23 protein-coding genes and 1 tRNA gene are annotated in these 26192 nt (G+C 68.4%); 13 read left to right on the forward strand and 11 right to left on the reverse strand.

Annotated elements, in window-relative coordinates; genetic code table 11:
* Nucleotides 1-4: 4 nt before the first annotated feature.
* Both KY501_RS34915 and KY501_RS34920 read right to left on the reverse strand, forming a co-directional pair.
* On the reverse strand, nucleotides 5-280 hold the full coding sequence (locus tag KY501_RS34915; protein ID WP_224368023.1) for a hypothetical protein: 276 nt from the start codon (nucleotides 278-280) through the stop codon (nucleotides 5-7).
* A gap of 133 nt (nucleotides 281-413) precedes the next feature.
* Nucleotides 414-1745, reverse strand: a complete 1332-nt coding sequence (locus KY501_RS34920; protein ID WP_373691676.1) for a sigma 54-interacting transcriptional regulator — start codon at nucleotides 1743-1745, stop codon at nucleotides 414-416.
* 192 nt (nucleotides 1746-1937) lie between these two features.
* Between KY501_RS34920 and KY501_RS34925 the strand changes: the two genes are divergently transcribed.
* Both KY501_RS34925 and KY501_RS34930 read left to right on the forward strand, forming a co-directional pair.
* Nucleotides 1938-2939 (forward strand): ATP-grasp domain-containing protein, encoded by a 1002-nt coding sequence (locus tag KY501_RS34925; RefSeq protein ID WP_224368025.1) that lies wholly within the window; start codon nucleotides 1938-1940, stop codon nucleotides 2937-2939.
* A gap of 126 nt (nucleotides 2940-3065) precedes the next feature.
* Nucleotides 3066-3740, forward strand: a complete 675-nt coding sequence (locus tag KY501_RS34930) for a DsbA family oxidoreductase (protein WP_224368026.1) — start codon at nucleotides 3066-3068, stop codon at nucleotides 3738-3740.
* Between the two features lie 14 nt (nucleotides 3741-3754).
* Here the strand turns inward: KY501_RS34930 and KY501_RS34935 are convergent, their stop codons facing one another.
* Nucleotides 3755-4696 (reverse strand): hypothetical protein, encoded by a 942-nt coding sequence (locus KY501_RS34935; RefSeq protein ID WP_224368027.1) that lies wholly within the window; start codon nucleotides 4694-4696, stop codon nucleotides 3755-3757.
* A 254-nt stretch (nucleotides 4697-4950) separates the two neighbouring features.
* Between KY501_RS34935 and KY501_RS34940 the strand changes: the two genes are divergently transcribed.
* Together KY501_RS34940 and KY501_RS34945 are read left to right on the forward strand one after the other, a co-directional pair.
* Entirely contained in the window at nucleotides 4951-6051 is a 1101-nt protein-coding gene (locus tag KY501_RS34940; RefSeq protein ID WP_224368169.1) for a hypothetical protein, read from the forward strand.
* Between the two features lie 79 nt (nucleotides 6052-6130).
* On the forward strand, nucleotides 6131-6988 hold the full coding sequence (locus KY501_RS34945; RefSeq protein ID WP_224368028.1) for a carboxypeptidase regulatory-like domain-containing protein: 858 nt from the start codon (nucleotides 6131-6133) through the stop codon (nucleotides 6986-6988).
* A gap of 41 nt (nucleotides 6989-7029) precedes the next feature.
* Here the strand turns inward: KY501_RS34945 and KY501_RS34950 are convergent, their stop codons facing one another.
* Entirely contained in the window at nucleotides 7030-8136 is a 1107-nt protein-coding gene (locus KY501_RS34950) for a TolB family protein (RefSeq protein ID WP_224368029.1), read from the reverse strand.
* 4 nt (nucleotides 8137-8140) lie between these two features.
* Nucleotides 8141-9733, reverse strand: a complete 1593-nt coding sequence (locus KY501_RS34955; RefSeq protein ID WP_224368030.1) for an N-acetylmuramoyl-L-alanine amidase — start codon at nucleotides 9731-9733, stop codon at nucleotides 8141-8143.
* Nucleotides 9734-10099: 366 nt separating this feature from the next.
* Here KY501_RS34955 and KY501_RS34960 point away from each other — a divergent pair, with 366 nt between their 5' ends.
* Both KY501_RS34960 and KY501_RS34965 read left to right on the forward strand, forming a co-directional pair.
* Entirely contained in the window at nucleotides 10100-10837 is a 738-nt protein-coding gene (locus tag KY501_RS34960) for a metallophosphoesterase (RefSeq protein WP_224368031.1), read from the forward strand.
* A gap of 85 nt (nucleotides 10838-10922) precedes the next feature.
* Entirely contained in the window at nucleotides 10923-11504 is a 582-nt protein-coding gene (locus tag KY501_RS34965) for a TIGR02265 family protein (protein ID WP_224368032.1), read from the forward strand.
* A 24-nt stretch (nucleotides 11505-11528) separates the two neighbouring features.
* Here KY501_RS34965 and KY501_RS34970 read toward each other — a convergent pair whose 3' ends face one another.
* The 3 genes from KY501_RS34970 to KY501_RS34980 all read right to left on the reverse strand — a co-directional run bounded on the left by KY501_RS34970 (nucleotide 11529) and on the right by KY501_RS34980 (nucleotide 14095).
* Nucleotides 11529-12935, reverse strand: coding sequence for an SDR family NAD(P)-dependent oxidoreductase (locus KY501_RS34970; protein ID WP_224368033.1), 1407 nt, complete (start codon nucleotides 12933-12935; stop codon nucleotides 11529-11531).
* Between the two features lie 32 nt (nucleotides 12936-12967).
* Nucleotides 12968-13042 (reverse strand) — tRNA-Met (locus KY501_RS34975).
* 153 nt (nucleotides 13043-13195) lie between these two features.
* Nucleotides 13196-14095: a LysR family transcriptional regulator gene (locus KY501_RS34980; RefSeq protein ID WP_224368034.1), complete on the reverse strand. Its 900-nt coding sequence runs from the start codon at nucleotides 14093-14095 to the stop codon at nucleotides 13196-13198.
* 106 nt (nucleotides 14096-14201) lie between these two features.
* On the opposite strand from KY501_RS34980, the gene KY501_RS34985 reads away from it, so the two are divergent.
* Entirely contained in the window at nucleotides 14202-15146 is a 945-nt protein-coding gene (locus KY501_RS34985) for a DODA-type extradiol aromatic ring-opening family dioxygenase (protein WP_224368035.1), read from the forward strand.
* Between the two features lie 26 nt (nucleotides 15147-15172).
* On the opposite strand, the gene KY501_RS34990 is transcribed toward KY501_RS34985, so the two are convergent.
* Nucleotides 15173-15391 carry a hypothetical protein gene (locus KY501_RS34990; protein ID WP_224368036.1) on the reverse strand — a complete coding sequence of 73 codons (219 nt, stop codon included), beginning with the start codon at nucleotides 15389-15391 and terminating at the stop codon, nucleotides 15173-15175.
* Between the two features lie 104 nt (nucleotides 15392-15495).
* On the opposite strand from KY501_RS34990, the gene KY501_RS34995 reads away from it, so the two are divergent.
* Entirely contained in the window at nucleotides 15496-16446 is a 951-nt protein-coding gene (locus KY501_RS34995; protein ID WP_224368037.1) for an ATP-grasp domain-containing protein, read from the forward strand.
* A gap of 34 nt (nucleotides 16447-16480) precedes the next feature.
* Here the strand turns inward: KY501_RS34995 and KY501_RS35000 are convergent, their stop codons facing one another.
* Nucleotides 16481-18340, reverse strand: a complete 1860-nt coding sequence (locus tag KY501_RS35000) for a potassium transporter Kup (RefSeq protein ID WP_224368162.1) — start codon at nucleotides 18338-18340, stop codon at nucleotides 16481-16483.
* Between the two features lie 270 nt (nucleotides 18341-18610).
* Here KY501_RS35000 and KY501_RS35005 point away from each other — a divergent pair, with 270 nt between their 5' ends.
* Nucleotides 18611-21802, forward strand: a complete 3192-nt coding sequence (locus KY501_RS35005; protein ID WP_224368038.1) for a sensor histidine kinase — start codon at nucleotides 18611-18613, stop codon at nucleotides 21800-21802.
* 162 nt (nucleotides 21803-21964) lie between these two features.
* Nucleotides 21965-22255 carry a DUF378 domain-containing protein gene (locus KY501_RS35010; RefSeq protein WP_255637075.1) on the forward strand — a complete coding sequence of 97 codons (291 nt, stop codon included), beginning with the start codon at nucleotides 21965-21967 and terminating at the stop codon, nucleotides 22253-22255.
* Nucleotides 22256-22282: 27 nt separating this feature from the next.
* Here KY501_RS35010 and KY501_RS35015 read toward each other — a convergent pair whose 3' ends face one another.
* Complete coding sequence (locus KY501_RS35015) at nucleotides 22283-22819, reverse strand: hypothetical protein (protein ID WP_224368039.1); 537 nt, start codon at nucleotides 22817-22819, stop codon at nucleotides 22283-22285.
* 234 nt (nucleotides 22820-23053) lie between these two features.
* Here KY501_RS35015 and KY501_RS35020 point away from each other — a divergent pair, with 234 nt between their 5' ends.
* The 3 genes from KY501_RS35020 to KY501_RS35030 all read left to right on the forward strand — a co-directional run bounded on the left by KY501_RS35020 (nucleotide 23054) and on the right by KY501_RS35030 (nucleotide 26184).
* Nucleotides 23054-23968: an acyl-CoA desaturase gene (locus KY501_RS35020; protein WP_224368040.1), complete on the forward strand. Its 915-nt coding sequence runs from the start codon at nucleotides 23054-23056 to the stop codon at nucleotides 23966-23968.
* Between the two features lie 86 nt (nucleotides 23969-24054).
* Entirely contained in the window at nucleotides 24055-25098 is a 1044-nt protein-coding gene (locus KY501_RS35025) for a hypothetical protein (RefSeq protein WP_224368041.1), read from the forward strand.
* Between the two features lie 27 nt (nucleotides 25099-25125).
* Entirely contained in the window at nucleotides 25126-26184 is a 1059-nt protein-coding gene (locus KY501_RS35030; RefSeq protein WP_224368042.1) for a hypothetical protein, read from the forward strand.
* Nucleotides 26185-26192: the final 8 nt, after the last annotated feature.

Genomic DNA, 26192 nt, shown 5'->3' on the forward strand with positions numbered 1-26192 from the left:
CCGCCTACTTGTGTTTGCCTTCCTTACAGTCCTTCTCGCACTTCTTGAGGGCGGCTTGGGACTTCTCGAGGCAGGCCACTGAGCACTTCTTGAAGTCGCTGGCGGTGGGGCCCTCTGCGGGGGGGCAGCCGCGCTGACACTGCTCGCCGACGGTGTTGCGGGCGGCACAGGAGCGATGGCAGGGGTCCTTCTTGCTGGCGAGGGCGGGGCTGGCCACCATCATCAGCCCCAGGGCCGCGGCGAGGGTCCAACGCGTGAGCGTCTTCGAGGTTCGCATCATCCGACTCCTAGGAGCGCGGCCGCAGATGCGACCGTTTGGAGGAGTGGGAGGATAGCGCACGCGGCGTCAGCATGCATGGAACTGGCAGGCTAGCGAGCGCTGGGAGCTTGGATCCGCAGGCGAGCCGCGAGGCTCAGCGCGGCTTCATTCCCTTGGCATCGAGCTGGTACTTCTTCACCAGTCGCTCGATGGACTTGCGGTGCAGGCCGCTCTCACGGGCGGCGCGAGAGAGGTTGCCCTCGCAGCGGGCAAGCACGCTGGTGACGTACTCGCGCTCGAAGTTCTCCAGCAACTGCTCCTTGGCGTCCTTGAAGGAGAGGTGCTCGTTGAAGGGCAGCGGTCCCTCGCGGGCCTGGCCCCGCACGCGGGGAGGCAGGTGCGCGGGGAGGATCTCCTCGCCCTCGGAGAACGTCAGCACGTGGGAGAGCACGTTCACCAGCTCGCGCACGTTGCCCGGCCACGCGTAGGCCATGAGCAGCCCCAGGGCCTCGGGAGAGAAGCGCTTGCGGCCATGGCGATCCACCACGTCGGGCTCGGCCAGAGCGCGCTTGAGGATGTAGGGGATGTCGTCGCGGCGCTGGCGCAACGGCGGCAGGTGGATGTGGATGACGGAGAGGCGGAAGTACAGGTCCTCGCGGAAGTTGCCCGCGGCGATCTCCTTCACCAGGTCGCGGTTGGTGGCGGCGACGACGCGGCAATCCACCTCGATGACGTCATTGCCGCCCACGCGGCGCACCTCGCGGTTCTCCAGGACGCGCAGCAGCTTGGGCTGCAGGTCCAGCCGCAGCTCGCCCAGCTCGTCCAGGAAGATGGTGCCGCCGGCAGCGCGCTCGAAAGCTCCGGGCCGGCTGGAGACCGCGCCGGTGAAGGCGCCCTTCTCGTGGCCGAACAGCTCGCTCTCGATGAGGTTGGGAGGAATCGCGCCACAGTCCAGCACCACCATGGGGCCGCGGTTGCGCATGGACAGATCGTGGATGGCCCGCGCCACCAGCTCCTTGCCGGTGCCCGTCTCGCCCTGGATGACGACGGACACATCCATGGGGGCGATGCGCTTGATGAGCCCGAAGATCTGCCGCATCTTCACGCTCTGGCCCACCATGCCGCCCAGCTCGCCCTCGCGGTCCGGCTCGATGGTCATCTCCTCGTCGATGGGCGAGAAGGTGATGACGCTGGACCCGGCGCGAATCTGCGAGTTGGGAGAGAGGTAGGCGCGTTCAATCCGGCGGCCGTCCAGGAAGGTGCCATTGGTGGAGTTGAGGTCCACCAGCAGGTAGCCGCGCTCGGTGTACTGGATTTCGAAGTGGTGGCGGCTGGCGGCGCGGTCCTCCACGAGCACCAGGTCGTTCTGAGGGTGGGCGCCCACGCGCAGCCGTTCCTTGTCCGTCACCACGGAGCGGCCCTCGTCCGGCCCGGCGGACACATGGAGGCGGCACTTGTGGAGCTTGACGACGGTGGCGGCGCTCATACCCCCCAGCACGAGCGTGTGGATGGGCGGCTCCCCAGAGGGATCGGCGCCGAACTCGGCGGCAGGTCCGGGATTGGTGCCTATGTCGTCCGGGTGGGGTACCTTGGTACTCATCTGCCTCCGCAAGATAGCAAACAGGAGCGTGAGATCCGCCTGGTTGCTTCCTGCTCGTGCTAGGCTCGCCCGCCCTCCATGCCCCCCCGCAAGGTGAAGAAGAAGAAAGCGCGTGCCTCGGCACAGCCCGTGCCCCCGGCGCGCGCCCCGCGTCGCCGCGCGAAGACCGTGGTCATCCTCTCGCGAAAGCGCTCTCTGTACTCGACGCGCCGGCTCGTGGAGGCCATCAAGCAGCGCGGGCACCGTCCCCTGGTGCTCGACACGCTGCGCTGCACCATGATTCTGGCCAAGGGCCACCCGCGGATGATGTACCGCGGCGTGGAGATTCGAGGCGTGGACGTGGTGATTCCGCGGATTGGTGCCTCCATCACCGCCTACGGCCTGGCGGTGGTGACCCACTTCGACATGATGGGAGTGCCGGTGGTGAACGCGGCGCAATCCATCTCGCGCAGCCGGGACAAGCTGCGCTGCCTGCAGTATCTGTCACGCGCAGGGTTGGACATTCCACGCACGGTCATGGCGCACGACCGGAGCAACGTCCGCAAGCTGGTGGAGGAGGTGGGCGGGTTGCCGCTCATCATCAAGCTCATCAAGGGCACCCAGGGAGTCGGCGTGATGATTGCTCACACGCTCCAGGAGGTGCAGAGCATCGTGGACACCTTCTGGGACCTGGGGCAGGAAATCGTCCTCCAGGAGTTCGTCGCCGAGAGCAAGGGCAAGGACGTGCGAGCGCTGGTGGTGGGCGACCGGGTGGTGGGGGCGATGCGGCGGCAGGCGAAGAAGGAGGGCGAGTTCCGCTCCAACATCCACCGGGGCGGAGAGGGCCAACCCATCCAATTGCCGCCCGCATATATAGAGGCGGCGGTGGGGGCGGCGCGCATCATCGGCCTGGGCATCGCCGGGGTGGACATGCTGGAGGGCAACGAGGGGCCGCGATTGATGGAAATCAACTCCAGCCCTGGCTTCGAGGGCCTGGAGGCGGCCACCCAGCAGGACATCGCCGGGGAGATGATTGAGTACGCCCTGGCCTTCGGCGAGAGCAGGCGGGCGGCCGAGCCCGGGCACCGCCGGGTGAGTTGAAGTGGTGAAGGGGTGGCGGGCGTACGAGCCCTCCACTTGGTGGATCCTTCGGGAATGAGCGTCGCTGCCAGATGTCAGGAGGGGATTGGCATCGGCGGATCGCCCCTCTAATCTGGGCGCCTCCGAATGAGACCCCTGCTGCCCAAGCCGCTGCAGATTACCGTCTACCAGGACGTGCTGTGCTCCTGGTGCTATCTCGCCGACCTCCGCCTGGAGGTGCTCCGCAAGGAGTTTGGCGACACCGTGCGTTGGCGTGTCCGACCCTACCCGCTGCGTGTCCAGGACACGCTGCCCACGGAGCGCGAGCTGCGTGGGCTGTCCGAGGAGGTGCAGCGCGCGCGCGAGGAACCCGAGGCCGTGGCGCGTCTGCTGACGCCGGACCTGTGGTTGGGCGGAGATCCTCCTCGCTCGAGTCTGCCGGGACTGGCGGCGCTGGAGGCGGCGCGGCTTCAGGGCCCGCAGGCCCGCGCGTACCTGGCCAGGGCGATGCAGCGCGCGGCGCTCGAGCAGGGCGTGAACGTGTCGCGCACGGATGTAGTGTTCGAGTTGGCCAGCCGCGTGGGCCTTGCCATGAACGACTTCTCCCTGGCGTTTCATTCCGAGGAGACGCGGCGGCTCATCCTGGATGAGCACCGTCTGGCCGCGGGGCGCGGCGTGCGCGGCGTGCCCACCCTCGTCATCGCCGGCCGGTGGATGATCTGCGGCCTGCGAGACCTGGCCGAGTACCGCGAGCACATCCTCACCTGCATGGGGAAGCTGGCGGCGCCCCGCTCGGGTTCATCCGAGCGGATCGTCCACTGAGCCTCGGCGGGTGCTCAGCCCTCGCCGTCCACCTGCGCCCCGTTGCGCAGCGAAAGGTAGAGGCCGCCCATCAGCAGATAGCTCAGGCCCATGGCGGGGAGCGCACCCACGCAGCACGCCAGCGTGCCCGCGATGACGACCAGGCCTCCCACGATGCCCACGCCGAGGATGGAAAGCTTCTCGCCACGCGCGTACGCGTAGCAGTTGCGGATCATCTGCGTGGGTGAGGCACCATCGTTGAAGGCGATCTCCGCCTGGAGCAGGTACAGCGGCACGGTGAAGTAGATGAGCGGAATGATGGCCAGCACGCCCACTCCGACGCCGACGGGCCACATCGATTCCCAGTCCCAGTGAAGGACCATACCCACGCCCGCGACGATGCCGGCGAGGGCCGCGATGGGCACGCCGACGAGCAACACGACGAGCAGCATGGTGATGAGGTAGGGGCCCACCTTGTGGATCTGGCTGAAGATGCGTCCGATGTCCGGCTTGCTGCCCTGGAGCACGTCGATCAGCATCCGCATGAGGCCCAGCGTCATCACTCCCGACACCGCCTGCTGCATGATGGTGCTGACGATGGTGAGGACCACGGAGAGCGCGGAGTTGTTCGCCATCCCGCCGATGGCCGGCAGGATGCTGGTGACGAGGTTGGCGGCGAAGGCGACGCCGAAGAAGACGAGCACGCCCACGCCGAGCATCAACCATTCGCGCTTGAAGATGTCGAAGCAGTAGTCCCACAACTCGCTGAAGCTCCAGTTGTCGCGGTTGAATGGGAAGCGCTGCTCCATGCCCAGGCGCTGCTGGCACGAAGGGCACAACGTCTGGGCGCCCCCTTCGGCGCAGGTGGAGCACATGAAGTTGCCGCACCGCGTGCACGTGCGTGTCGCCAGCTGCTCCGGGTGGACAGCGCACCGCGCACCCCCCAGGCCCATGCCACCCCAATCGGTCTCGTTCATCGCCTCTCTCTCCGGCCAGCCAGGCAAGGGCCTTTGCCCCCCCAACCCCGTAAGCCTTTCATTTTCCAGGGTTCAACATGGGGAGAAAGCGCCCCAACCCCACTCCAAGGGCCCTTCGCCATGTAGGCGTGGGTGCTACACAAAGGGTGTTGGATTCTGGGGGGTGTGAATTTCTTTCTGATCGGCCCGTCTGCTCGAATGTCGTCGGAAGACGCGAGCGGCCCCGCCCGTTCGCAGGCCCGGAGAACCCTCATATGCGTCGCCTACTCGCACTGCTCACGCCGTTGGCCCTGGTGGCTGGCACCGGTTGCGTTGTCACCCCGTACCACGCGCACACGCGCACCTATCGAACCGTGGAGGTGACGCAGTATCGCTTCTCGGGCCCCCACCCCATTCCGGGCGGTGACGGCTGGTGCCTCGAGGAGTACGACCACGTCCACGACTACGCGCCCGAGGTGCAGTACTACACCTATACCAACGACGTGTACCGGTACCGGGGCCCCACGCTGGTCTGGTACATGGACTACCACCCGATTCCGGTGGGCGGGTACTGCAACCTCCACGGCCGGCACTCGCACGACTACTACCCGCGGCAGTACGACGGCTGGAACTACTCGTGGGATCGCGGCCGTTCGGGCTACGTGTACAGCAACCCGCGCTACACGCACGGAGCTTCGCCCGCCCCGGGCTACTCGCAGCCGGCACCGCGCCCCAACTACCCGCCCCCTTCGCGCGGTGGCGGCTATAGCGGCGGCTACAACAGCGGTTACAGCAACAGCAACAGCGGCAGCACCTACCGTCCCCCGAGCGGCACGGAGCACGGCTCGTCTGGCGGTGGCTGGGGCAACCCGCCTCCTCCGGGCGGTGGTGGAACCCGTCCTCCTCCCCCGAGCGGTGGTGGCAGCTACCCTCCTCCTGGCGGAGGCAACAACGGTGGTGGCTCGCACACCCCGGGCACTCCTCCGGGTGGCGGCGGGGGCAATAGCGGCGGGGGCTACGGCGGCAACAACGGTGGCGGCAACAACGGTGGCGGCAACAACGGTGGCGGCAACAACGGTGGCGGCAACAACGGTGGCGGTTGGGGCAACGGCGGCGGCAACAGCGGCGGCGGCAACAACGGCGGCGGCAACAGTGGCGGCAACAACGGTGGTGGCTACGGCCGGGGCGGCGGTAACGGCGGCGGCAACGGTGGTGGCAATGGCGGTGGCAATGGCGGCGGTTGGGGCAACGGTGGCGGCAACCACGGTGGCAGCAGCAACAGCGGCGGCAGCAGCGGTGGTCGTCCGCCTCCGTCCGGCAGTGGCTCCGCCCCGCGCAGTGGTTCCTCCAACTCGGGCGGGAACGTCCACTGGTAGTTGATCGTCCGTAACGGGACGATCTCCCGGCGGGGTGGATTGCCGCCCCGCCGGTGCATGGAAATCTTGGCGAGCAGTCATGAAGTCTTCGAGTCTGCTCGCTTGCTGTGCTCTCCTCGGGGTGAACCTCGCCGCCTGCGGTCCTGGCGCCATGCCGGATCCGGGAACGCGCACCGAGGACGCCCAGATCGTGGATCTGGACAATCTCCGCATCACCGTAAGGGGCCGGGCGGAGTTGCTACCCGAGGCCGCGCGGTTGCTGGCTGAACAGGGACAGCCCGCGCCCTCCCTCGCGGGACTTCCGCTCGTCATCGAAGAACCGCTGCGCGTCGAGGTGAACGATGCGAGCGCCACCTTCGGTGCCAGCACACTCGCCGAGGACAATGGATTCTCGGTCTCGGATGTGCCGGTGAAGGACATCCACGTGAGCCTGGCGGCGGGGCTCCAGCACGAGAGCCTCGCGCCCAGCTCCACCATCGTCTTCGACACAGCCTTCACCGGCTCGAGGCCGCGCACGGATGTCGTGGGTGCCCAGATCTGGGCGCTGCCGATGGCCTTTCATGATGCGCTCACCCGCGCCGTGGGCGAGGAGACCCTCCTGGCCCTCACCGATGGCCGCGCACGGACGCTCCTGGAGGCAGGGTTCGTGGTGGGCCGGGTGGTGGATGCCAAGGGCCAGCCCGTGGCGGGAGCTCGCGTGTGGCTCGACCGGGGAGAGCTGGCCAACCGGCTCTACTACCCCCGCGAGGACCTGGCTTCCGCGGACCAGGAGAGCACCAGCTCCAACGGGCTCTTCGTCTACATCCACACGGGCGCGGACGCGGAGACGTTCCGCGTGAGCCTCCACGGCTCGGAGGATTACGTGTGGCGCAACACGGGCGCAGCACATGGCCGCGGACTGGTGCTCACGCTCTTCCCGGGCACCGAAGCCCCGTAGGCGGCACGCCGGGCTTCAACGGCCCCTTCGCGCCAGGCCGCTCAGTGGGGAACGAACCACCTCGGCAGCCAGTCCGCGCCCTTCGCCGTGGTGAGGCGCGTCTGTCCGCTGCCGTCCGCGCGCATCAGCCACAGGTCTGTGTCTCCGCCACGCTCCGCCACGAAGACCAGGTACTTCCCATCCGGGCTCCAGGCCGGCTCGTCGTCTCGCGACTTTCCATCCGTGAGCGCCACCAGTTCGCCGCTCGCCACGCTGGCCACCCAGATGCGGCTCTTCGCATCCGGCAACCGCTCCACGAAGGCCACCTTCTGGCTGTCCGGGCTCCACACCAGCTCGCGCTCCTCACCCTTCGAGGCCGCGCCCGACAGCGCCCTCAGTTCCGCGCCATCCGGATGCACCAGGAAGTACCGATCGCGGCCCTCGCGGTTGCTGATGAACGAGAGCCACTTCCCATCCGGGCTCCAGCGAGGTTCGCGGTCCTCCTGGTAGAAGGCGGTGATGCGGCGCTCGCCCGTGCCGTCCGCGCGCATCACGTAGACCTCCGGGTCTCCCTCCCGGCTGGACACGAAGGCAATCTCACTCCCATCCGGAGAGACAGAGGGCTCGAAGCACCCCTCGCTCACGGACGTCAGGCGCTGCTCCGCCGCGCCCGCCTTCGGCTCGATGCGCACCAGATCACTGAAGCCCTGCGCATCCGACTCGGCCACCAGCCAGCGTCCGTCCGGCGACCAGCTTGCGTTGCGCGCGCGCGCCCGAGGCGCGTTGAGCGGCACCGGGGCCGAGCCATCCAACGGCTGCAGCCGCAACTGCTCCAGGTGCAGCCCGTTCACCGTGCGCGCGGCGATGATCAGCAACGCCTTGCCATCCGGCGCCGGAGCTGCGGTGTAGTCATCCTCCTGGGGGCTCTGGGTAAGCTGCCTCTCCTCACCCGTTGGCTTCACCAGCCAGACGTCCTTCTGCGTCGCCCGCTCGGAGATGAAGGCGATGACGCCGGGGATGGCTCGCCGCTCGTCCTCGGACAACGGACCGACACCGGTTGCCCCACGGCCACATCGGCCCGAGGAGCAACCGACACCCACCAGGGCGAGCACGGCACACAGCCGCGCCCACCCTGGCCAGGAACGACGAGACTCGAGGTCCTGGCTCATCCCTCTACTTGACGCGGATGGCGTCGGCGACAACCTGGAAGCCCGAGACCGTCCACCGGCTGACCTGCACCTTGTTCCAGCCCGCCGGGAAGCTGTAGGTGCCCAGCGTGTTCCACTTGCCGCCGTTGAGCTGCTGATTGACGTTCACCGTGGCGAGCTTCGTGCTGCCCGTGCCGCTGTACACGATGAAGGGCGTCGTCGTGGAGCGATCCGTGCCCGCCGTCCACCAGGCGTCGATCGTCTTGGTCGCCGCGGCCGACAGGTAGAAGTAGAACGTCGCCGGGTCCGAGACGGCCTGCGTCGGCGCCACGAAGTAGCCCGTGCCGTAGTAGTTCGTCACGTTCGTCGACGAGGTCCAGTTCGCGGAGACCTCGATGTAGCCCTTCGACGTGTCGTTGTTGGCGTTGTTGCTGTCGATGATCAGCTCGCCACAGGCCGCGTTGATCTTGCTGAGGTACGTCGACCACGGCCAGTTCGGACCCGGATCCGTGCGCGTGGCCGGCTGCAACCGACCGTGCGCCACGATGTGGTAGCTGTCCCGGGGGATGCCCCGGTCCCGAGCGATGTCGCACGACAGCTTCGCCGACGAGTCGATCTGCGCATCCGGGAACGTGGCCTGGCTCGCGTAGCCGGCGTGCTCGATACCCACCGCGAAGTGGTTCACCGACAGCCCGTTGAGGGCAGTGCAGTCCGTGCTCCCGTTCAGGGTGCAGTCATACGTGGCGCCCACATGCCAGGCGCGGTTGGCCTCGGCCACCAGTTGGGAGACCTCTCCCGTATCGCTCACCACATAGTGCGCCGACACACCCGCATCCGGGTTCACCAGCCAGCCCCAGCAGCCCGAATAGATGCCCTCGCACGTGTGGATGACGATCATCTTGATGCCCGGGCTCGCAGGCCGATCGTTGTAGTTGGGCGACGGCCGCCAGATGGACGCTGCGTAGTCCGGGCCCGCCGCCATCGCGTGCACCGAGGGCAGCGCGAACTTCGCCTCCACCGGCGTGGGCATGATGGACGCCAGCACCTTGCCGTCCGCGGTGTCAGCCACCACGCCGCTGCGCAGCGTGCCGTACACCTGCTTGTGCACGTACTCGGCCTGCGCATCCGTGTTGCCGATGCCGCTCAGCCGCGCGACCGCCGGGGCCCAGGCGCCCAGGTCCTTCCGGTCCACCTTCAGCTCCTCGGCGTACGAGGACAGCAGCGCCGCGGCCGCGCGGATGTTGGAGGCCGCGTCCATGCGCACCTGCTCAGCCGAGACACCCGCCAGCGCCGCACCGCGCACGATGGCCTCGCCGCGCAGCGCCATCAGGCCGTGGGCCGCCGGCATGCCTTCGAACTCCTCCTGACCGTGCACCATCTGCCAGCGCGTCTCGGAGAAGGAGACGGCCTTGAGCAGATCCGCCGGCACGTTGAACTCGCGCGCGGCCTGCTCGAAGAGCGGATCCAACTGGGCAATCGAGCCGCGGTTGAGCACATCCTGCGCCGCGTCGATGGCGCCAGAGGGAGTCTGCGCGGACTCGGGACTCTGTTGAGGATCACATGCAGCCAGGGAGAGGGCCGCGGCAACAGTCGCGAGCGCTTGGCGCAACGTAGACATGGGGACTCCTTTGCGGGGGATGGGGGTACGTCGGCTCCGCCCTCGTCCGTGAACGGGTCGGCTGGGTCTGCATAGCACCCGCCATGCCAACTCGCTTCCCTCGGAGCCCACGCCTCGGGCCCGGCCAAAGTGGACTATCCATGCTCCACTCGGTCTCAGGCCCCTGGAATCCACGGACGCGAGGGCCTCCATAACCCGCCGGATCCACAGCGGAAACGGCCCCGGAAACACCCCCTCGTCACCCGCTGCGAGAACCGTGGGGCATGGTGACCCACTTGTCCTGTTTTCAGTCATGCACGGACTAAACGCGGTTTGAAGTTTTTATAATGATCCGCTGATTCTCGAAAACTTGGGTATGAGGGTGACATGCGTCTCTTCGCCATCGGCGACACCCACCTGCCCTCCACGCGCAACAAGGACATGCACCGCTTCGGGTGGGCGGAGCACCCCCTGCCGCTGCAGCGGGCCTGGGACGAGAAGGTCCGCGCCGAGGACGTGGTCATCGTCGCCGGAGACATCTCCTGGGCCACTCGGCCCACGGAGGTGCTGGACGACTTGAAGTGGCTGGACTCCCGGCCCGGGCGCAAGGTGCTGGTGCGCGGCAACCATGACTACTGGTGGGGAGACTCGGCCTCCAAGCTGCGAAAGCTGCTGGAGCCCTTCAAGAGCATCGAAGGCTTCCTGCAGAACAGCGCGATGGTGATGGGGCCGTGGGTCATTGCCGGCTCGCGGCTGTGGACCGCTCCCGAGGCCCCGCCCATGCCCGGCGGAGAGATGGGAGACGAGCCCGGTGACGCCGCCTACGTGGAGCGCGAGACACGCCGGCTGAGCACCTCCATCGAAGACGCGCTGAAGAAGGAGAAGGAGAGCCCCACGCCGCTCACCCGCATCATCGCCGTGCACTTCCCTCCGCTCTACGCCAACGCGAAGGCCACCTCCTTCAGCGATCCCATCGAGGCCTTCCACCCCAAGGTCTGCGTCTACGGCCACCTGCACGGCGAGGGCATCAACGCGGGCTTCACCGGTGAGCGCGCGGGCGTCCGCTACGTGCTGGCTTCTTGTGACGCCGCAAAGTTCTCGCCTGTGTTGCTCGACGAGATGTGAGCGCCACGCCTGCATTTCTCGGTTTCTAAGAGTGCACTACACTCGCCCCCGCTGCCGCTAGTCGGGAAGGCAGAAAGGGTGACTCATGCCGGCGAACAAGGCCGATCTCCAGGCGCGCCTCTCGGCCATTCATCCCGGGGACAATGCCCTGGGTTTGTTCTTCACCACGGTGTTCAGTCTCGTCGAGCAGCAAGCCGGGCCGAGTGCCCTGATGAAGCTGCGCACGGGAGAGCTGGCGCAGGACTTCTCGGAGCTGCGCATGTACCCGGTGAAGGATTTCCTCCAGATGATCTACCAGGTAGCGGATCTGCTCGAAGCGAAGATGGGCTCTCCGGAGGCCGTGTTCCGGGCGTGCGGCGAGTACAGCATCACCCGCTACAACTCGGGCCCGGGCCGCTTCCTGTTCAACGTGCTGGTCCGGGGAGATCCGCACAAGCTCTTCTCGATGGCGCAGATTGGCTACAACACCGCCGTCACCTACGGGCGCCGCGAGTACCAGGTGCTCAGCCCCAAGTCCGGCGTGCTGCGCGCCAACGGGGACATGGTCCCTCCGGCCTACCATGAGGGCATCCTCATGGGCTCGCTGAAGGTGCTCAACATCCAGGGGCGCGCGCGGGCGCGGGCTCAGGCCATCGACCGCGTGGAGTACGACATCAACTGGAACTGAGCGGCTTCCGAGCGCCGGAGCTGCTCACCACGGAGCGCTTCGGTAGTCCCGGATGAAGAGGCCGTGGATCGGCTGGCCGCGCAGCCCCTGCACGATGGGATCGTACAGGCGCGCGGCGCCGTCCACGGAGTCCAGGGGAGGCTGGAAGCCCTGGGACTGCATGCGCTCGAGCTTCTCCTGGGGGTTCTCGTTGGAGAACCAGCCCGTGTCCACGCTGTTCATGAAGATGCCGTCCCGCGCGTAGTCCGCCGCGGACGTGCGCGTCATCATGTTGAGCGCAGCCTTGGCCATGTTGGTGTGCGGGTGGAAGACCGTCTTGCCCTCGCGCTGGAACTGCCCCTCGGCTGCTGACACGTTGATGATGTAGCGATCAGCCCATGGGGAGCGGAGCAACAGGGGCTTGAGCCGACTGTTGAGCAGGAACGGCGCCATGGCGTTGACGCACTGGACTTCGAGCAGCTCCAACGGTGGCACCTCGTCCAGGCGCAACACCCAGCTGTTGCTGGGGCGGGAGTCCTCGAGGTTGCCGTCGGCGCGCTCCTGGAGGAAGGCGGTGAACCGGTCCGGGGCGAGGACTCCCTCCGTGAGCGCGGGCACCCTGGCGTGACGCGCGAGCTCCAAGGATGGCTCGCTGACACAGCCAAGCGCTGGGGCGGGCAGGGTGCGCGCCAGTTCCTGCTCGCGCTGATGGAGCGCGGTGTCGTGCTCGGCGGAGGAACGCAGCGTCTGGGCCGCGTTGTTGACGAGGATGTCCAGGTGCGGCTCTGTGGCGAGCAGGTGCTCGGTGAAGGCGAGCACTCCCGGGAGGAAGCGCAGATCGATTCCGTGGAGGACGAGCCGATCCCTCCACTGCTCGAAGTCGGGCTCCTGGGCGTAGCGGCGAGCGCCGTCCCGGGGATAGCGCGTGAGGACGTGGACGTGCGCCCCATCCCTCAGCAGCTTGAGCGCGAGCTGGAAACCTACCTTCACCCGGCCTCCGGTGATCAGGGCGCGGCGGCCGTGCAAGGAGGCCCGCTGCATGCGCTTGTCCTCGTGGAAGCGCGCGCACTCGGGGCAGAGCGAGAGGTAGAAGGGGTGCACTCGGGTATAGCGCCCCTTGCATCCGTAGCAGTGGCGCGTGCGGTGGAGTTCCTGCGGGCCCGACTCCGTGGCCGCGGCCAGGCTGCGAACACCCGCCACCTCGCTCCGAGCATTCACAAGTGCGCCCATCACGGCGCGATCCGCCTGACGTGAGGCCACGTCACGCTCGCGGCGGCGGCGCTTCTTGGACTCGCGGTGGACGTGCGAGGCGGCATCCTCCACGGTGCGGCGAACAGGGTGGTCTCCCGGGAGCCGAACAACGGCGCGCAGCACTTCGAGGCATCGGGCTACGTCCGCTGCGTCGGGTTCCTGGACTGTCTCGGGTGTGGCTGTCGAGTCGTCCCTGGCCATCGTCCGCCCCATGTCGAGGAAGTGCCCGGGGCAGAGACTGACCGGATTCGAACCGGCCTCCTCCGGTATTATGAGTACCGGCGCGTCGGCCACTGCGCTACAGCCCCTGCCCGAGCCCGCCCTGGCTACCCCCTCCACGGGAGGGACACAATGGGGGAAGTGCCTGGACGAAAGCAGACGGGAATTGAACCCGTGTCCTCCTGTCTAGCAGCCAGGCGCGTCAACCTCTGCGCTACAGCTCCCGTCCAGGCTCCTCCTTGTTACCGCTCATCCACCTTGGAAGCCAGAGGGCTCGTGGCTACAAAGTCGAGCAGGAAGTCCCGGAAGGCCGCCACCTTCCGAGGGACACGCTCCGCTCGCGGGTGCACGAAGAAGAGGCTCCCGCCATGCTGGATCCACCGCGGGAGCACTCGGAGGAGCCGTCCCGAGATGACATCCGGCCGCGCGAGGAAGGTCGGCAGGATGCCGATGCCGAGCCCTTCCCGGATCGACCGGTGCGCGAACATCAGGTCGTCCGTCACGAGGCGGGGCCTCTTCGGCGCGGCCAACGAAGATGGCACCTTCATGTGGTGGACGCACACCCATTCATGCGTGCCGGTGTCCTCGGGCGTACGCGGCTGGCCTCTTCGCGCCACGTAGTTGGGCGAGGCATAGAGGGCCATGTCCAGCCCGCTCACCTTGCGCGCCACGAGCGTCGAGTCCGGGAGCTTGCCCGAGACCCGGAGCGCGACATCAAAGCCCTCGGCGATGAGGTCCACCCGTCTGTTCGTAAGGCGGATGTCGAGGGTGACGGCCGGATAACGCGCCGAGAACCGCGCCGCGAGCACCGGCAGGAAGGTGAGCCCCATGTCCACCGGCGCGGTGACTCGGAGTTCCCCAGACGGCTCCGCCTCCTGCTCGGGCAGGCTCCCGGTGAGCGTTCGCAGCGAGGCCACGAGAGGACGCGCCTTCTCGTAGAACGCGGTCCCCGCGGTGGTGAGCGCCACGTTGCGAGTGGTGCGGTGGAAGAGCTGCACTCCCAGCGAGGCCTCGAGCCCCGCGACGCCCCGGCTCACCGAGGACTTCGGCAGCCCCAGCTTCCGAGCAGCGGCCGACATGCTCGCCGTCTCGGCGACCGTGACGAAGAGGGGCAGCAGGTTCAGGTCCGGCGTTCCATCCATGGAACGCAGTTATGCCAGAAGCACCCCTAGTGCGCTCATTGCAACGCTTGCATGATCTGGATCAGCCGAACGATACAGCTAGCAGGAACCGGCACGGAGACGAATCATGAGCAACGAGCACGAGGACGGAATCACGCGACGCCAGGCCATTGGCGCGGGGCTCGTGGGAGCCGCAGGCCTTGCCGCTCTACCGGCCATCAAAGGAAGTTCCACCGCGTCCTCGTCGGAGGAGCACCGCACGACCTCCGCTCGCGAGCGGATGCCCGTGGTCTTCATGCCCCACGGCGGGGGGCCCTGGCCGTTCGTGGATCTCGGCTTCGACAAGGCGGATGTCGACTCGCTCTCGGGTTACCTGCGCTCGGTGGCCGGGCTGCCGAAGACGCCGCCCAAGGCGCTGCTCGTCATCTCGGCGCACTGGGAGGAGCCCGTTCCCACGGTGATGACCTCCGAGCGCCCGCCCATGCTGTTCGACTACTACGGCTTCCCGCCCGAGTCCTACCAGCTCACCTGGCCCTCTCCCGGTCAGCCGAAGCTCGCGGCGCGGGTGCAGGAGCTCCTCGGCGCCGCGGGCTTCCAGACGGCCACGGACTCGGAGCGAGGCTACGACCACGGCACCTTCGTCCCGCTCAAGCTCACGTACCCCAAGGCGGATGTGCCCACGGTGCAGCTGTCGCTCAAGCAGGGACTCGATCCACAGGAGCACCTCGCGATGGGACGAGCGCTCGCGCCGCTGCGAGACGAGGGCGTGTTCATCGTTGGCAGCGGCATGACCTTCCACAACCTGCGTGCGTTCCGCGATCCGCGAGCCCCCGCCATCTCGGAGACCTTCGACGCCTGGTTGAGAGAGGCCGCCACTCTTGATGCACCAGAACGCGACCGGCGCCTCGCGCAGTGGTCGACCGCCCCCGCGGCACGGCTGTCCCACCCGCGTGAGGAGCACCTGCTGCCGCTGATGGTCATTGCCGGCGCAGCCGGAACAGATCGCGGCACCATCGCCTACAGCGGTAGGTTCATGGGCGTGCAGCTCTCCGCGTACCACTTCGGCGCATAGCCGAGCCGACCGCGGGGGCTCGGGGTTCAGCCCCCGCCGCTGCCGGCCTCTTCGCCCACAGCCATGGAGGTGACGCCGCCCGGGTGGGTCGTTCCGCTCTCCTCCCCTACCGCCAGCGTCGTCACGGGCTTGGGCTTGCCCTTGCTCCCCTGCTCCCTCAAGTCCTGAGGTTTCGCGGGCTTCACTCCCAGTGGGAGAGGTAACGCGTAGCGGATGAAGGACGCGGCTCGGCGTTGACCCGTCATGTTTCCTCCAGATGGTGCGGGGCTGGGTTGCCACCCACCCATCTATACGCCGAAGGTGAGTCCTGCTTGCCTGCGTGTGAAGTCTTCAAGGGGGGAAACACAACATGCGAATCGGCATCTTCGGCGACAGCGCCGACCCACAGTGCGCCGCGGTGGCTCGCGAGGCGGCAGCGCTCGGCGCGGACACGCTCTACGTGGACAGCCGCGCGCTCGACGAGGGCCAGCCCCTCTCGATGCTCGACGGGCAGACCTTCTACCTGGGCAACCCCGTGGATGACGTGACGGGCTTCTACGTGCGCACCATCCCCGCGCCCTATGTGCCCGCGATGCAGAAGGACGACTCGCTGGTGCTCTATGAGGATTGGTTCACCCTCTTCAACCAGACCCGCGAGCGTGCCGCGTACTTCCTGGCGTGGCTGCTGAAGCTGTCGCACCGGGGCGCCACGCTGGTCAACGGCCCGCATGCGGCCAGCGTGATGCAGTACAAGCCCTACCAGTTGCACGCGCTGCGCAGCCTGGGAGCGAAGGTGCCGCGCACGCTCATCTCGAATGATCCGGCCGCCATCCGCGCGTTTCATGCCGAGGTGAAGGACGTCATCTTCAAGCCCGTGCTGGGCGGAGCCATCACCCGGACGCTGGACGACGAAGCGCTGGGGCGGCTGGACACGGTGAAGGCCTCACCGGTCATCTTCCAGGAGCGCGTGCCGGGGGACGACTTGCGGGTGATGCTGGTGGGAGACGAGATCGTCTCCAGCGTAGCCATCGAGACCCCGCAGCAGCACCTCGACTTCCGGGACGACCCTGTCTACAGCAGCGGCGGGGCACAGTACCGAGAGGTGGTGCTGCCCGAGGCCATCCAGCGCTTCTGCCGCTCGGCGGCGAAGGCGTGCGGGCTGGTATTCGCGGGCATCGATCTGAAGCAGCGCGGCAAGGACTTCGTGTTCCTGGAGCTGAACAGCTCGCCCATCTACATGGACGTGGAGCTGAAGCTGGGCCACCGCATCAGCCGGGCCCTCGCGCGCCGAGTCGTGGAGGGCGCCCGCTCCGTGCGGTAGCTCCGACGCCCGTCCCGTCCCCCAGGCCTGGGGCTTACAACTCCACCTGCGTGCCCAATTCCACCACGCGGTTGGGTGGAATCCGGAAGAACGCCGTGGCGCTGCGCGCGTTGCGACTCATCCAGGCGAACAGCGACTCGCGCCACATCGCCATCCCTGGCTTCTTCGACGGAATCAGCGTCTCCCGTCCCAGGAAGAACGAGGTGCTCATCAACTGGAACTGCAGCCCCTGCTCCCGTCCCCTCTTGAGGATGTCCGGAATGCTCGGGTTCTCCATGAAGCCGTAGCGCGCGATCAACCGCACGAACCCCAGCTCCAACGGCTGCACCTCCACCCGCTCCTCCGGCGGCACGTGCGGCACGTCCTCCGACAAGATCGTCAGCAGCACCACCTGCTCGTGCAGCACCTTGTTGTGCTTCAGGTTGTGCAACAACGCCGGCGGCGAGCCCTCCGGGTTGCCCGTCATGAACACCGCCGTCCCTGGCACCCGCACCGGCGCGTGCTCGCCCTTGAAGCCCTCCAGCAGGTCCTTCAGGTCCATGCTGGCCTCGCGCAGCTTGGCCGCCAGAATCTCCCGCCCCCGCTTCCACGTCGTCATCAGCGTGAAGATGGTCGCCGCCAGCAACAGCGGGAACCATCCGCCCTCGGGGATCTTCACCGCGTTGGCGCTGAAGAACGCCAGCTCCACCCCCAGGAACAACGACAGCACCGGGATGGCCACCGCGCGCCCCACACCCCACCGCTCGCGCGCCACCACGTACGCCATCATCGTCGTCATCAGCATCGCCGTGGACACCGCGATGCCGTACGCCCCCGCCAACGCGCTCGAGCTGCGGAACCCCAACACCAGCAGCACCACCCCCACCAGCAGCATCAGGTTCAACCCCGGCAGGTAGATCTGCCCCTTCTCCTCCGCCGAGGTGTGCACCACCTCCATGCGCGGGCAGTACCCCAGCTGCATCGCCTGCCGCGTGTTCGAGAACGCCCCGGAAATCACCGCCTGGGACGCAATCGTCGCCGCCCCCGCCGCCAGCACCACCAGCGGGTAGAGCGCCCACGACGGAGCAATCAGGAAGAACGGGTTGCGCGCCGCCTCCGGATTCCTCAACAGCAGCGCCCCCTGCCCCAGGTAGTTCAACATCAGCGAGGGCAACACCAGCGCGAACCACGCCCACCGGATGGGCCCCCGGCCGAAGTGGCCCATGTCCGTGTAGAGCGACTCGCCTCCCGTCACCACCAGGAACACCGCCCCCAACACCAGGAAGCCGTGCCCCCCGTTGCGCACGAAGAAGGACACCCCCTCCACCGGTGACAGCGCCCACAGCACCGCGGGGTTGTGCACCAGCTCCTTCACCCCCAGCACCGCCAGCACCACGAACCACAGGCACATGAACGGCCCGAACACGTTCCCAATCCCACCCGTCCCGTGCCGCTGCACCAGGAAGAGCCCCAGCAGGATGATCAGGGTGATGGGCAGGATGTAGGGCTGGAAGATGGGCGTGGCCACGCTCAGGCCCTCCACCGCGCTCAGCACCGAGATGGCCGGAGTGATGATGCCGTCCCCGTACAGCAGCGACGCCCCGAAGATGCCCATCACGAGCAGCAACGGCCTCGCCCGGTTCATCGGCCGCCCCGCCCTCGCTCGATGCCCCACCAGCGCCATCAGCGCCAGCACCCCGCCCTCGCCCCGGTTGTCCGCCCGCAGCACGAAGACCAGGTACTTCACGGACACGTTGATGATGAGCGCCCAGAAGATGAGCGACAGCACCCCCAGCACATTCTCGTGCGACGGAGTGATGCCGTGCGGTCCCGTGAAGCACTCGCGCAGCGCGTACAGGGGGCTGGTACCGATGTCGCCATAGACGACGCCGATCGCTCCCAGCGCCAGCAGCATCGTGCGTTTGCCCAGGCTCACCCCCTCGGCCGCGGTGGCAGGGGCTTCCGTAGTTGCGTTCACCGCCCCCGCTTTAGCCGAACCCCATCCCGGAGCAACCAGCACCCGCTCCCACCCCTCCCTTTCGGGCTTCGGGGAATCCCTAATGCGACAGTGTGTCCAGAAGTACGTTTATGTACGTATGTCAACGGGTGTACGTCCGACCCTCGAGTCCCTTTGCTCATTGCGCCGTTCGCATGTGCGATCGGCTTTTTGGGGGCCCCTCTCGGAATGGTTTCAGCCACGTCCAGTCCGACGCAGCAGTACCCGTCCAGCCCGCTGGGGTTGGAGGAACGCCTGGCACTGTTGGCGGAGGCGTCTCGCGTGCTCGCGGACGCCAGTCTCGAGGCGCCCGCCGTCCTCGAGCGGTTCTGCGCCCTGGTCGTCCCGTTGCTCGGCCAGGCCTGCGGCGTACGGCTGCTGTCCGAGGATGGACAGTGGCTGAACCCGGTGGCCACGGCCCACTCGGATCCCTCCTCCCGCGAGGCCTTCAAGGCGCTCACCTCCGAGCCCCAACGCACCGATGAGGGGCTGTCCGCCCTGGTGGTGAAGAAGGGCGAGTCGCTGCTGCTGTCGGCCCTGCCCCCCGAGGTGCTGCGCCGGGCCGTGGCGCCCTCGCTGAAGGCCGCCGCCGAGCGCTTCCCCTTCAGCGATCTGATCGTGCTGCCGCTGCGCGCGCGCGGGCGCATCTTCGGCACCTTGGCCGTCGCCCGCGGCCTGGGCCGCCGCCCCTTCGAGGACACCGAACGGCTGCTGCTCCAGGAGGTGGCTGATCGCGCGGCGGTGGTGCTGGACGTAGCGCGCGCCTATGCGGCCGAGCGTCAGGCCCGGCAAGACGCCGAGGTGTCCGCCAACCGCATCCTGCGCATGCAGCGCGCCACGGCCGCGCTCTCCGAGGCGCTGACTCCCGCGGATGTGGCCGGTGTGGCCATGCGCGAGGCCATGGACGCGGTGGGCGCGGACCAGGGCTTCTTCGCGGTGTCCAGCGAGGATCCGACGTGGCTGGAGCTGCTCGGCAGCCGCAACCTGCCGACGGGCTCCGTGGAGCGGCTGGCCCGCTTCCCCAGCAGTGCTCCCCTGTCCACGGCCGAGGCCTACCGGACAGGGAAATCCATGTGGCTGGAGACGCGGGAGGAGCTCGCGGCGCACTTCCCCGCGACCGTCCAGCGGCCGGAGATCTCCACCCAGGCGGTGGCCAGCCTCCCGCTGCTGGCTCGGGGACGGGCGTTGGGCGCGCTCACCCTGGGCTTCCTGTCTCCGCGCACCTTCACCCCGGACGAGCGCGCCTTCCTGAAGGACCTGGTGGGGCAGACGGCCCAGGCCATGGAGCGGGCCCGGCTCTACGCCGCCGAGCAGCAGGCTCGCGCCAACGCCCAGCGCGCCGCCGAGCGCACCACCCGCCTGCAGGCCGTCACCGCCGAGCTGTCCCAGGCCCTCACCGCCACCCGCGTGGCGGAGATCGTCGTGGACCATGGCGTGAAAGCCGTGGGAGCGCGCAGCGGAGGGCTGTGGCTCATCGAGCCGGATGGCGCCTACGCGCGGCTGGTCCGCACCGTCGGCTATCCGCAAGAGCTGGTGGAGCGCTTCCAGCGGCTGCCGCTGCAGATGGGGGCTCCGCTCATGGAGGCCATGCGCGAAGGCCGCCCGATGTGGATGGAGACGCCCGAGGCGGTGGCGCGGCCCTATCCGGTGCTCGAGGAGCGGCAGGGTGCTCCGAGCTTCACCCAGACTCCGTCCATGGCGTGCCTGCCGCTGAAGGCCGAGGGCCGCACGCTGGGCGCACTGGTGCTGGGCTTCACCGAGCCCCGCCGCTTCGACGCGGATGAGCGCGCCTTCCTGGAGCTGCTCGTGCACCCCGCGGCGGAGGCCCTGGCGCGCGCACGGCTGTTGGAGCAGCAGCAGCTGGCACAGGCGGCGCTGCGCGAGGCGCACCAGACGCTGTCCGCCCTCATCCAGGCCTCGCCCGCCGCCATCCTGTTGATGGACCGGGATGGCACGGTGCGCCTGTGGAACTCCGCCGCCGAGACCATCTTCGGGTGGACGGCCGAGGAGGCCATCGGCCACACATTGGTGGCCGTGCCGGAGAACCGGCAAACCGAGTTCCGCGACAACCTGGAGCGCGCGGCCCGGGGCGAGCCGCTCATGGGCCTGGAGACACAGCGCCAACGCAAGGACGGCAGCGTCATCGACGTGGCGCTGTGGGCCTCGGCGGTGCGCCAGGCCAGCGGCCAGGTGCAGTGCATCTACGTCGTCACGGACATCACCGAGCGCAAGCGCGCGGAGGATTCGCAGCGCTTCCTGGCGCGCGCGGGCAGTGAGCTTGCCAGCAGCCTGGATGACGAGGCGACGCTCGAGCGCGTGGCGCGCCTGGCCGTCCCCTCATGGGCGGACGCGTGCTCCATCTACCTGCAGGAGGAGGACGAACCGCGGTGCGTGGCCTCGGCCCATGTGGATGACGCTCCCGAGCCTTCCTCGAGAGACGCCGAGCTGGCCGCGGTGAGGCGCATCCTCGCCTCCAGCATGCCGGAGCTGCGCAGGGAATTCTCGCCGCGCCCCCAGGCCTCGCTGCGCGTGCCGCTGGTGGTGCGAGGCCAGGCGCTGGGTGTGCTGTCGCTCACCACCACCCGGCGCATCTATGACACCCAGGACCTGGCCCTGGCACAGGAGCTGGCGCGACAGGCGGCGCTCGCCATCGACAACGCGCGGCTCTACCACGAGGCGCAGCAGGCCGTGCGGCTGCGCGAGGAGTTCCTCTCCATCGCCAGCCACGAGCTGAAGACGCCCATCAGCGCGCTCCAGCTCCAGGTGCAGATCCTGCTGTCAACGCTGGCTCGATCGCCCTCGGGCCCGTCACCCGAGCGGCTCCGCCGAAGCCTGGAGACGGTGGACCGGCAGGTGCACCGGCAGACGCAGCTCGTCAACGACTTGCTGGACGTGTCGCGCATCTCCGCCGGGCGGCTGCAGCTGCAACCGGAGAACATGGAGCTGTCGGCGCTGGCGCGCGAGGTGGCCGAGCGCTTCGAGCCGGAGCTGGCCCGCGCGGGTTCGGCGCTGCTGCTCCAGCTCTCCGCGGAGACCGCGGGCCAGTGGGACAAGCTGCGCCTGGATCAGGTGGTGACGAACCTGCTCTCCAACGCGGTGAAGTACGGCCGGGGCAACCCCATCCAGCTCGTCACCGAGACGACGAGCGACCGGGTGCGGCTGTCGGTGAAGGACGGCGGCATCGGCATCGCGCAGGAGGACCTCACCCGCCTGTTCAACCGCTTCGAGCGGGCCGTATCCGAGCGCAACTACGGTGGCTTCGGCCTGGGGCTGTGGATCTCCCGGCAGATCGTCGAGGCGATGGGCGGACGCATCCAGGTGACGAGCCAGCCCGGCGTGGGCTCGACGTTCACGGTGGAGCTCCCCCGCCAGCGGGACTGAGGGCGCGCCGAGCGCCACCGCGGCACTGAGAGGAGCGGCACGGCAGGCAAGCCGCGCCACGAAAGACTTCACACCCTAGTCGTGTCAGGAGGCCGCCCGGCCTCCACCGTGACGCACCTCCTGATGGCACAGCCCAAGTACTCGGCAACAGGAGGCATGATCATGGAACGCATCAACACGGACCGGATGAGCGGCTTCATCAAGTTCCTGGCCGTGGTGGCCATCATCGGCGCGGTGAACTGGGGCCTCATCGGCTTCTTCAACTGGAACCTGGTCGACGCCATCTTTGGCGGCGGCGCGCGCGAGCAGACCTCCGCCCTGGCGCGGTTGATCTACGCCCTGGTGGGGCTGGCGGGCGTGGCCCTGGCCCTCGTCTTCCCCTGGCAGCGCAAGGTGCTGGTGGGCGGACCGACGGGCATTGGCATCGAGCGGCGGGTGGACGTGAGGCCATAGCAGGGCCCTACGTCTGGCGAGCGTGGCTCAGCCCAGCGAGAGCAGGAGCAGGGTGACCTGCTCCTGCGGGGAGAGCTGCTGGAACACCTCGGGGAGGTACACTTCCGTTTCCCGCTGGTAGGCCCGGTCACAGCTCCGCCGGCCGATGTACGTGCCCTCGGAGTTGTTCTTCAGCCGGTAGGTGCAGTCGTTGATGTAGACGGTGAGCTCGGAGGGGCTGTAGCTGACCTCGACGGGGCGCCCGGCGAAGCCGCCCTGGGCCTTGACGGTGTCGCCCTCGGTCTTGACCTTCAGGTTGACGGCCAGGCCACCGATGTTGCCGTGGGCCTCGCCCTCCTTGAAGGTGATGACCGTGGTGGCGTCATGGGCCCGGCCCCGAATCTCCCGAGGCGAGTGGCTGAGCTGGAGGAACTGCGAGACGATGTCCTTCCCGGTGAGCTGAACATTGTAGGAAGCCGTCGGCAGGCGCACGGAGATGGCGGGATTCTCAGGCTCGGCGAGGGCCACTCCACCCGCGAGCAGGCCCAGTCCCAGCGTCAAACGGACGAAGCGTGGAGTTTTCATGCGGTGAAGATAGTCACCCTCACCACGAGGACTCCATCTCTCCCTCAGGAGCCCTCCTTGCGGGCATTCACGAAGCAACCATTTCTTGCCCGGCCCGAGCGTCTCCGCCGTTGACGGTGCACCGTCGACCTCGTGGACAGTGGAGCCGCTCCAGGGCTGCAAGTACCTGAAAGGACGAGGAACTTCGGCTGGCAGGGCGCTTGCGTTACCTCCGCTCGAAAGGAGCCGGAGGCCATGGAAGATGCAAGGGACGGAGCAGGAGGTGGGACGCGGCTGAACCGCGCCAAGGTGCTGCGCTGGGCGCTGATCCACGTGGGCGCGCTGGTCGGGGGCAGCCTCTTCTTCTCGTGGAGCGCGGTGGCGGTGGCCATGGGGCTCGCCGCGGTGACGATGTGCCTGGGCGTGTCGGTGGGCTTCCACCGAGGCCTCATCCACCGGGCCTTCCAGACTTCGCGCGCGATGGAGGCCGTGCTCGCGGTGCTGGGCTCGCTGGCGGGCCTGGGCGGAGTGCTCGGCATGAGCCGCATGCACCACCGGCGCGACTACCACCAGAACCAGCCGGACTGCCCCCCGTACTTCGGCTACTCGGGCGGCTTCCTCAATGCGATGGGGTACGCGCTCTTCTTCGACTCCGAGGCGCGCGATGAGTCCGTGTACCCGCCCGTGGATCCGCGCGTGGCCGAGCGCCCCCTGTTCCAGTTCCTGGAGCGCGCGGGGCTGTGGCTGCAGGTACCGCTGGCGCTGGCGCTGTACGCGGCCGGGGGCGAGGCCTTCGTCGCGTGGGGCCTCTTCGTCCGGCTGGCGCTCACGCAGGACGGCTTCTGGGCCATCCACTACGTGAGCCACACCTCGGGTGAGCAGCCCTACGAGCTGCCCGGCGCCGCGGAGCAGGGACGCAACACGGGGTGGCTGGCGCTGCTGAGCATGGGCGAGTCCTGGCACAACACGCACCACGCCTTCCCGAGCTCCGCGCAGATGGGGGTCGGCTGGAGGCAGCCGGATCCGGGCTTCTGGGCCGTGCGCGCGCTGGAGGGGTTGGGGCTCGTGTGGAACGTGAAGACGGTGTCGAATCTACCCCTGCGTGAGGGGGCACGACACGCGCGCCCCACTCGTGTGCACCGGTCTGCACAGCCCGTCACGGCGCGCTGAGTCACGAAGAAGGGAATGGCACTGCTGGGAAGTGGTCTTCGGGTTGCAGTCCTGCTGGGATGCTGAAGTTCGAGGAGGCATCCCCCATGCGAGCCACCGTCGTCGTGCTGTGCCTCGCCGCAGTGTCCACCGCGACAGCCCAGCAACCCGAAGCATTCCAGGCCCCGCCCGAGGGTTCCTTCTCGCAGGCTCCAACGCCCTCCGCGCCTCCGGATGAGCCCGAGTGGGCCCGGACTCCTCCGCCTCCTCCGAGCACCGGTCCCGCCGAGTCTCCGAAGGAGCGTGCGCTGCGCTACAGCCGCTTCTCCGCGGGCCCCGGTGGCCCGGCCGTCGCGGTCACCGAGGTGCTCCTGGGGCTCGTCGGAGGCTCCATCCTGGGCTCCGCCTACGACGCCCAAGGCGAGACCAACAACCTTTATACGGGCGCGATGGTCGGTGGGCTTACGCTGGGCACCGTGGGCATCCTCTACCAGTACTTCTTCCGGGTGGAGCGGAGCGAGGCGCTGCTCTCCACGCTCCTCTCGATGTCCGCGATGCTCGGAGGCGTCGGCTTCGCCAACGATCGCGACTGGAAGGACGCACAGCGCGCCGCCCTCGCCCTGGCCTGTTCGCAGGTGGGGCTGTTCGCCACGCTGCTGCTCACCTCGGGCATGGGGCTCACGGGCGCGGACATGGGGCTCATCAGCCTCACGTCCCTCTACTCCGTCCTCATCGCCAGCCTGGTCGAGTTCATCAATGACGCGGAGAACAGCGGACGGGGCTACAACTTCGCCCCCATGCTGATGGCGCCCGTGATTGGCATGGCCCTGGGAGGGCTGCTCTCCATTCCCCTGGAACTGAACGGCGTGGGCTTCGCGCTCATCTCCTCGGTTCCGCTCGTCGCCAGCGGGATGGCCATCGCCCTGGCCGCGCCGCTCTCCAACAACGCCACCACGGGCCGGGTGGTGCTCATCACCCTCACCAGCAGCCTCGGCCTCACCGCGCTCATCACCGCGCTCACGGCCACCGTGGTGCCCCCGCAGCAAACCTCCACCCACACCCCGCGGATGACTCCTGTGCCCGTCCTCCTCGCCGCGGGCCGTCACAACACCGGACTCGCCGTGGGGCCCGGTGTGTCGTTCCAGTTCTGACCCGCTGATCCACTGAGGACCGATCGAATGAAGTCCATCGCCATCCTGCTCAGCCTCGTCGCCACCGTGGCGGCCGCCCAGCAGCCTGACGCGCCCACCGAGCAGCCCTCGCCACCGCCGCTCCCCCCCGCGACGCTGAGCGAGCCGACCACGCCCCCTCCACCGCCCACCCAGCCGGCGCCCGCCGCCCCCACGGCCACGGGCCCGGCCGAGTCTCCGAGTGAGCGCGCGGTGCGCTACAGCCGTTTCTCCGCGGGCCCGGGCGGACAACTGGTCGCCTTCACCGAGGTCATCAGCGGCATCGTCAGCGGCGCCATGCTCGGGCACAGCATCGATGAGGACAATCCGAACGATGCGCGGGACAACAGCGCCTATACGGGCGCGGTGGTCGGCGGACTCCTGTTGGGCACGGCCGCCACGCTCTACCAGTACTACGTCCCCGTGGAGCGCAACGAGGCGTTCCTCGTGTCCGGAGCCGCCACGACGGGCTTCATGGCCGGGCTGGCCATCGGCCTGGAGTCGGACATGGCCCGGCGGGACACCGCCTGGCTGGCCCTGGCCACCACGCAACTGGGAGTGATCAGCGTGCTCGCGGCCACGCACGGCGGAGGGGACGTGAGCACCGGGGACGCGGCGCTCGTGGGCATGATGTCCCTCTACGCCGTCACCCTCACCGGCCTCACCCAGGCCGTCATGGACACCTCCGGCAGTGGAGACATGAGCTACCTGCCCACCTTCATCGCCCCCGCGCTGGGCATGGCCCTGGGCGGCCTGCTCACCATGCCTCTGGAGATGGATGCCGGGCGCGTGTTGAAGCTCACGATGGTTCCGCTGGGCGTGGGCGCCGCGCTGCTCTGGCTGGGCGCGGGCCTCGCCGATGGCACCACCGTGCCGCTGACCTCGCTGGCGGGCATCGTCACCACGTTCGCCCTCACGCTCCTGCTGACCTCGGATCCGGGAGTGCCCACGGAGCAGGACAGGCCGCGCCGCGTAGCGCTTCAGGCCGTGCCCGTGCCGGTGGTGATGGCCGCGGGTCGCGACAACGGCTCCCTGGCCGCGGGCCCGGGCCTCTTCGTTCGCTTCTAGCCCGCTCC

The organism is Hyalangium versicolor (genome assembly GCF_020103695.1).
GTDB lineage: Bacteria > Myxococcota > Myxococcia > Myxococcales > Myxococcaceae > Hyalangium > Hyalangium versicolor.

What these genes read in the sequence shown, in the direction of transcription:
- KY501_RS34915 (WP_224368023.1), bottom strand. Translation starts at nt 280, where the DNA reads ATGATGCGAACCTCGAAGACGCTCACGCGTTGGACCCTCGCCGCGGCC.
- KY501_RS34920 (WP_373691676.1), bottom strand. Translation starts at nt 1,745, where the DNA reads ATGAGCGCCGCCACCGTCGTCAAGCTCCACAAGTGCCGCCTCCATGTG.
- KY501_RS34925 (WP_224368025.1), top strand. Translation starts at nt 1,938, where the DNA reads ATGCCCCCCCGCAAGGTGAAGAAGAAGAAAGCGCGTGCCTCGGCACAG.
- KY501_RS34930 (WP_224368026.1), top strand. Translation starts at nt 3,066, where the DNA reads ATGAGACCCCTGCTGCCCAAGCCGCTGCAGATTACCGTCTACCAGGAC.
- KY501_RS34935 (WP_224368027.1), bottom strand. Translation starts at nt 4,696, where the DNA reads ATGAACGAGACCGATTGGGGTGGCATGGGCCTGGGGGGTGCGCGGTGC.
- KY501_RS34940 (WP_224368169.1), top strand. Translation starts at nt 4,951, where the DNA reads ATGCGTCGCCTACTCGCACTGCTCACGCCGTTGGCCCTGGTGGCTGGC.
- KY501_RS34945 (WP_224368028.1), top strand. Translation starts at nt 6,131, where the DNA reads ATGAAGTCTTCGAGTCTGCTCGCTTGCTGTGCTCTCCTCGGGGTGAAC.
- KY501_RS34950 (WP_224368029.1), bottom strand. Translation starts at nt 8,136, where the DNA reads ATGAGCCAGGACCTCGAGTCTCGTCGTTCCTGGCCAGGGTGGGCGCGG.
- KY501_RS34955 (WP_224368030.1), bottom strand. Translation starts at nt 9,733, where the DNA reads ATGTCTACGTTGCGCCAAGCGCTCGCGACTGTTGCCGCGGCCCTCTCC.
- KY501_RS34960 (WP_224368031.1), top strand. Translation starts at nt 10,100, where the DNA reads ATGCGTCTCTTCGCCATCGGCGACACCCACCTGCCCTCCACGCGCAAC.
- KY501_RS34965 (WP_224368032.1), top strand. Translation starts at nt 10,923, where the DNA reads ATGCCGGCGAACAAGGCCGATCTCCAGGCGCGCCTCTCGGCCATTCAT.
- KY501_RS34970 (WP_224368033.1), bottom strand. Translation starts at nt 12,935, where the DNA reads ATGGCCAGGGACGACTCGACAGCCACACCCGAGACAGTCCAGGAACCC.
- KY501_RS34980 (WP_224368034.1), bottom strand. Translation starts at nt 14,095, where the DNA reads ATGGATGGAACGCCGGACCTGAACCTGCTGCCCCTCTTCGTCACGGTC.
- KY501_RS34985 (WP_224368035.1), top strand. Translation starts at nt 14,202, where the DNA reads ATGAGCAACGAGCACGAGGACGGAATCACGCGACGCCAGGCCATTGGC.
- KY501_RS34990 (WP_224368036.1), bottom strand. Translation starts at nt 15,391, where the DNA reads ATGACGGGTCAACGCCGAGCCGCGTCCTTCATCCGCTACGCGTTACCT.
- KY501_RS34995 (WP_224368037.1), top strand. Translation starts at nt 15,496, where the DNA reads ATGCGAATCGGCATCTTCGGCGACAGCGCCGACCCACAGTGCGCCGCG.
- KY501_RS35000 (WP_224368162.1), bottom strand. Translation starts at nt 18,340, where the DNA reads ATGCTGCTGGCGCTGGGAGCGATCGGCGTCGTCTATGGCGACATCGGT.
- KY501_RS35005 (WP_224368038.1), top strand. Translation starts at nt 18,611, where the DNA reads ATGGTTTCAGCCACGTCCAGTCCGACGCAGCAGTACCCGTCCAGCCCG.
- KY501_RS35010 (WP_255637075.1), top strand. Translation starts at nt 21,965, where the DNA reads ATGGAACGCATCAACACGGACCGGATGAGCGGCTTCATCAAGTTCCTG.
- KY501_RS35015 (WP_224368039.1), bottom strand. Translation starts at nt 22,819, where the DNA reads ATGAAAACTCCACGCTTCGTCCGTTTGACGCTGGGACTGGGCCTGCTC.
- KY501_RS35020 (WP_224368040.1), top strand. Translation starts at nt 23,054, where the DNA reads ATGGAAGATGCAAGGGACGGAGCAGGAGGTGGGACGCGGCTGAACCGC.
- KY501_RS35025 (WP_224368041.1), top strand. Translation starts at nt 24,055, where the DNA reads ATGCGAGCCACCGTCGTCGTGCTGTGCCTCGCCGCAGTGTCCACCGCG.
- KY501_RS35030 (WP_224368042.1), top strand. Translation starts at nt 25,126, where the DNA reads ATGAAGTCCATCGCCATCCTGCTCAGCCTCGTCGCCACCGTGGCGGCC.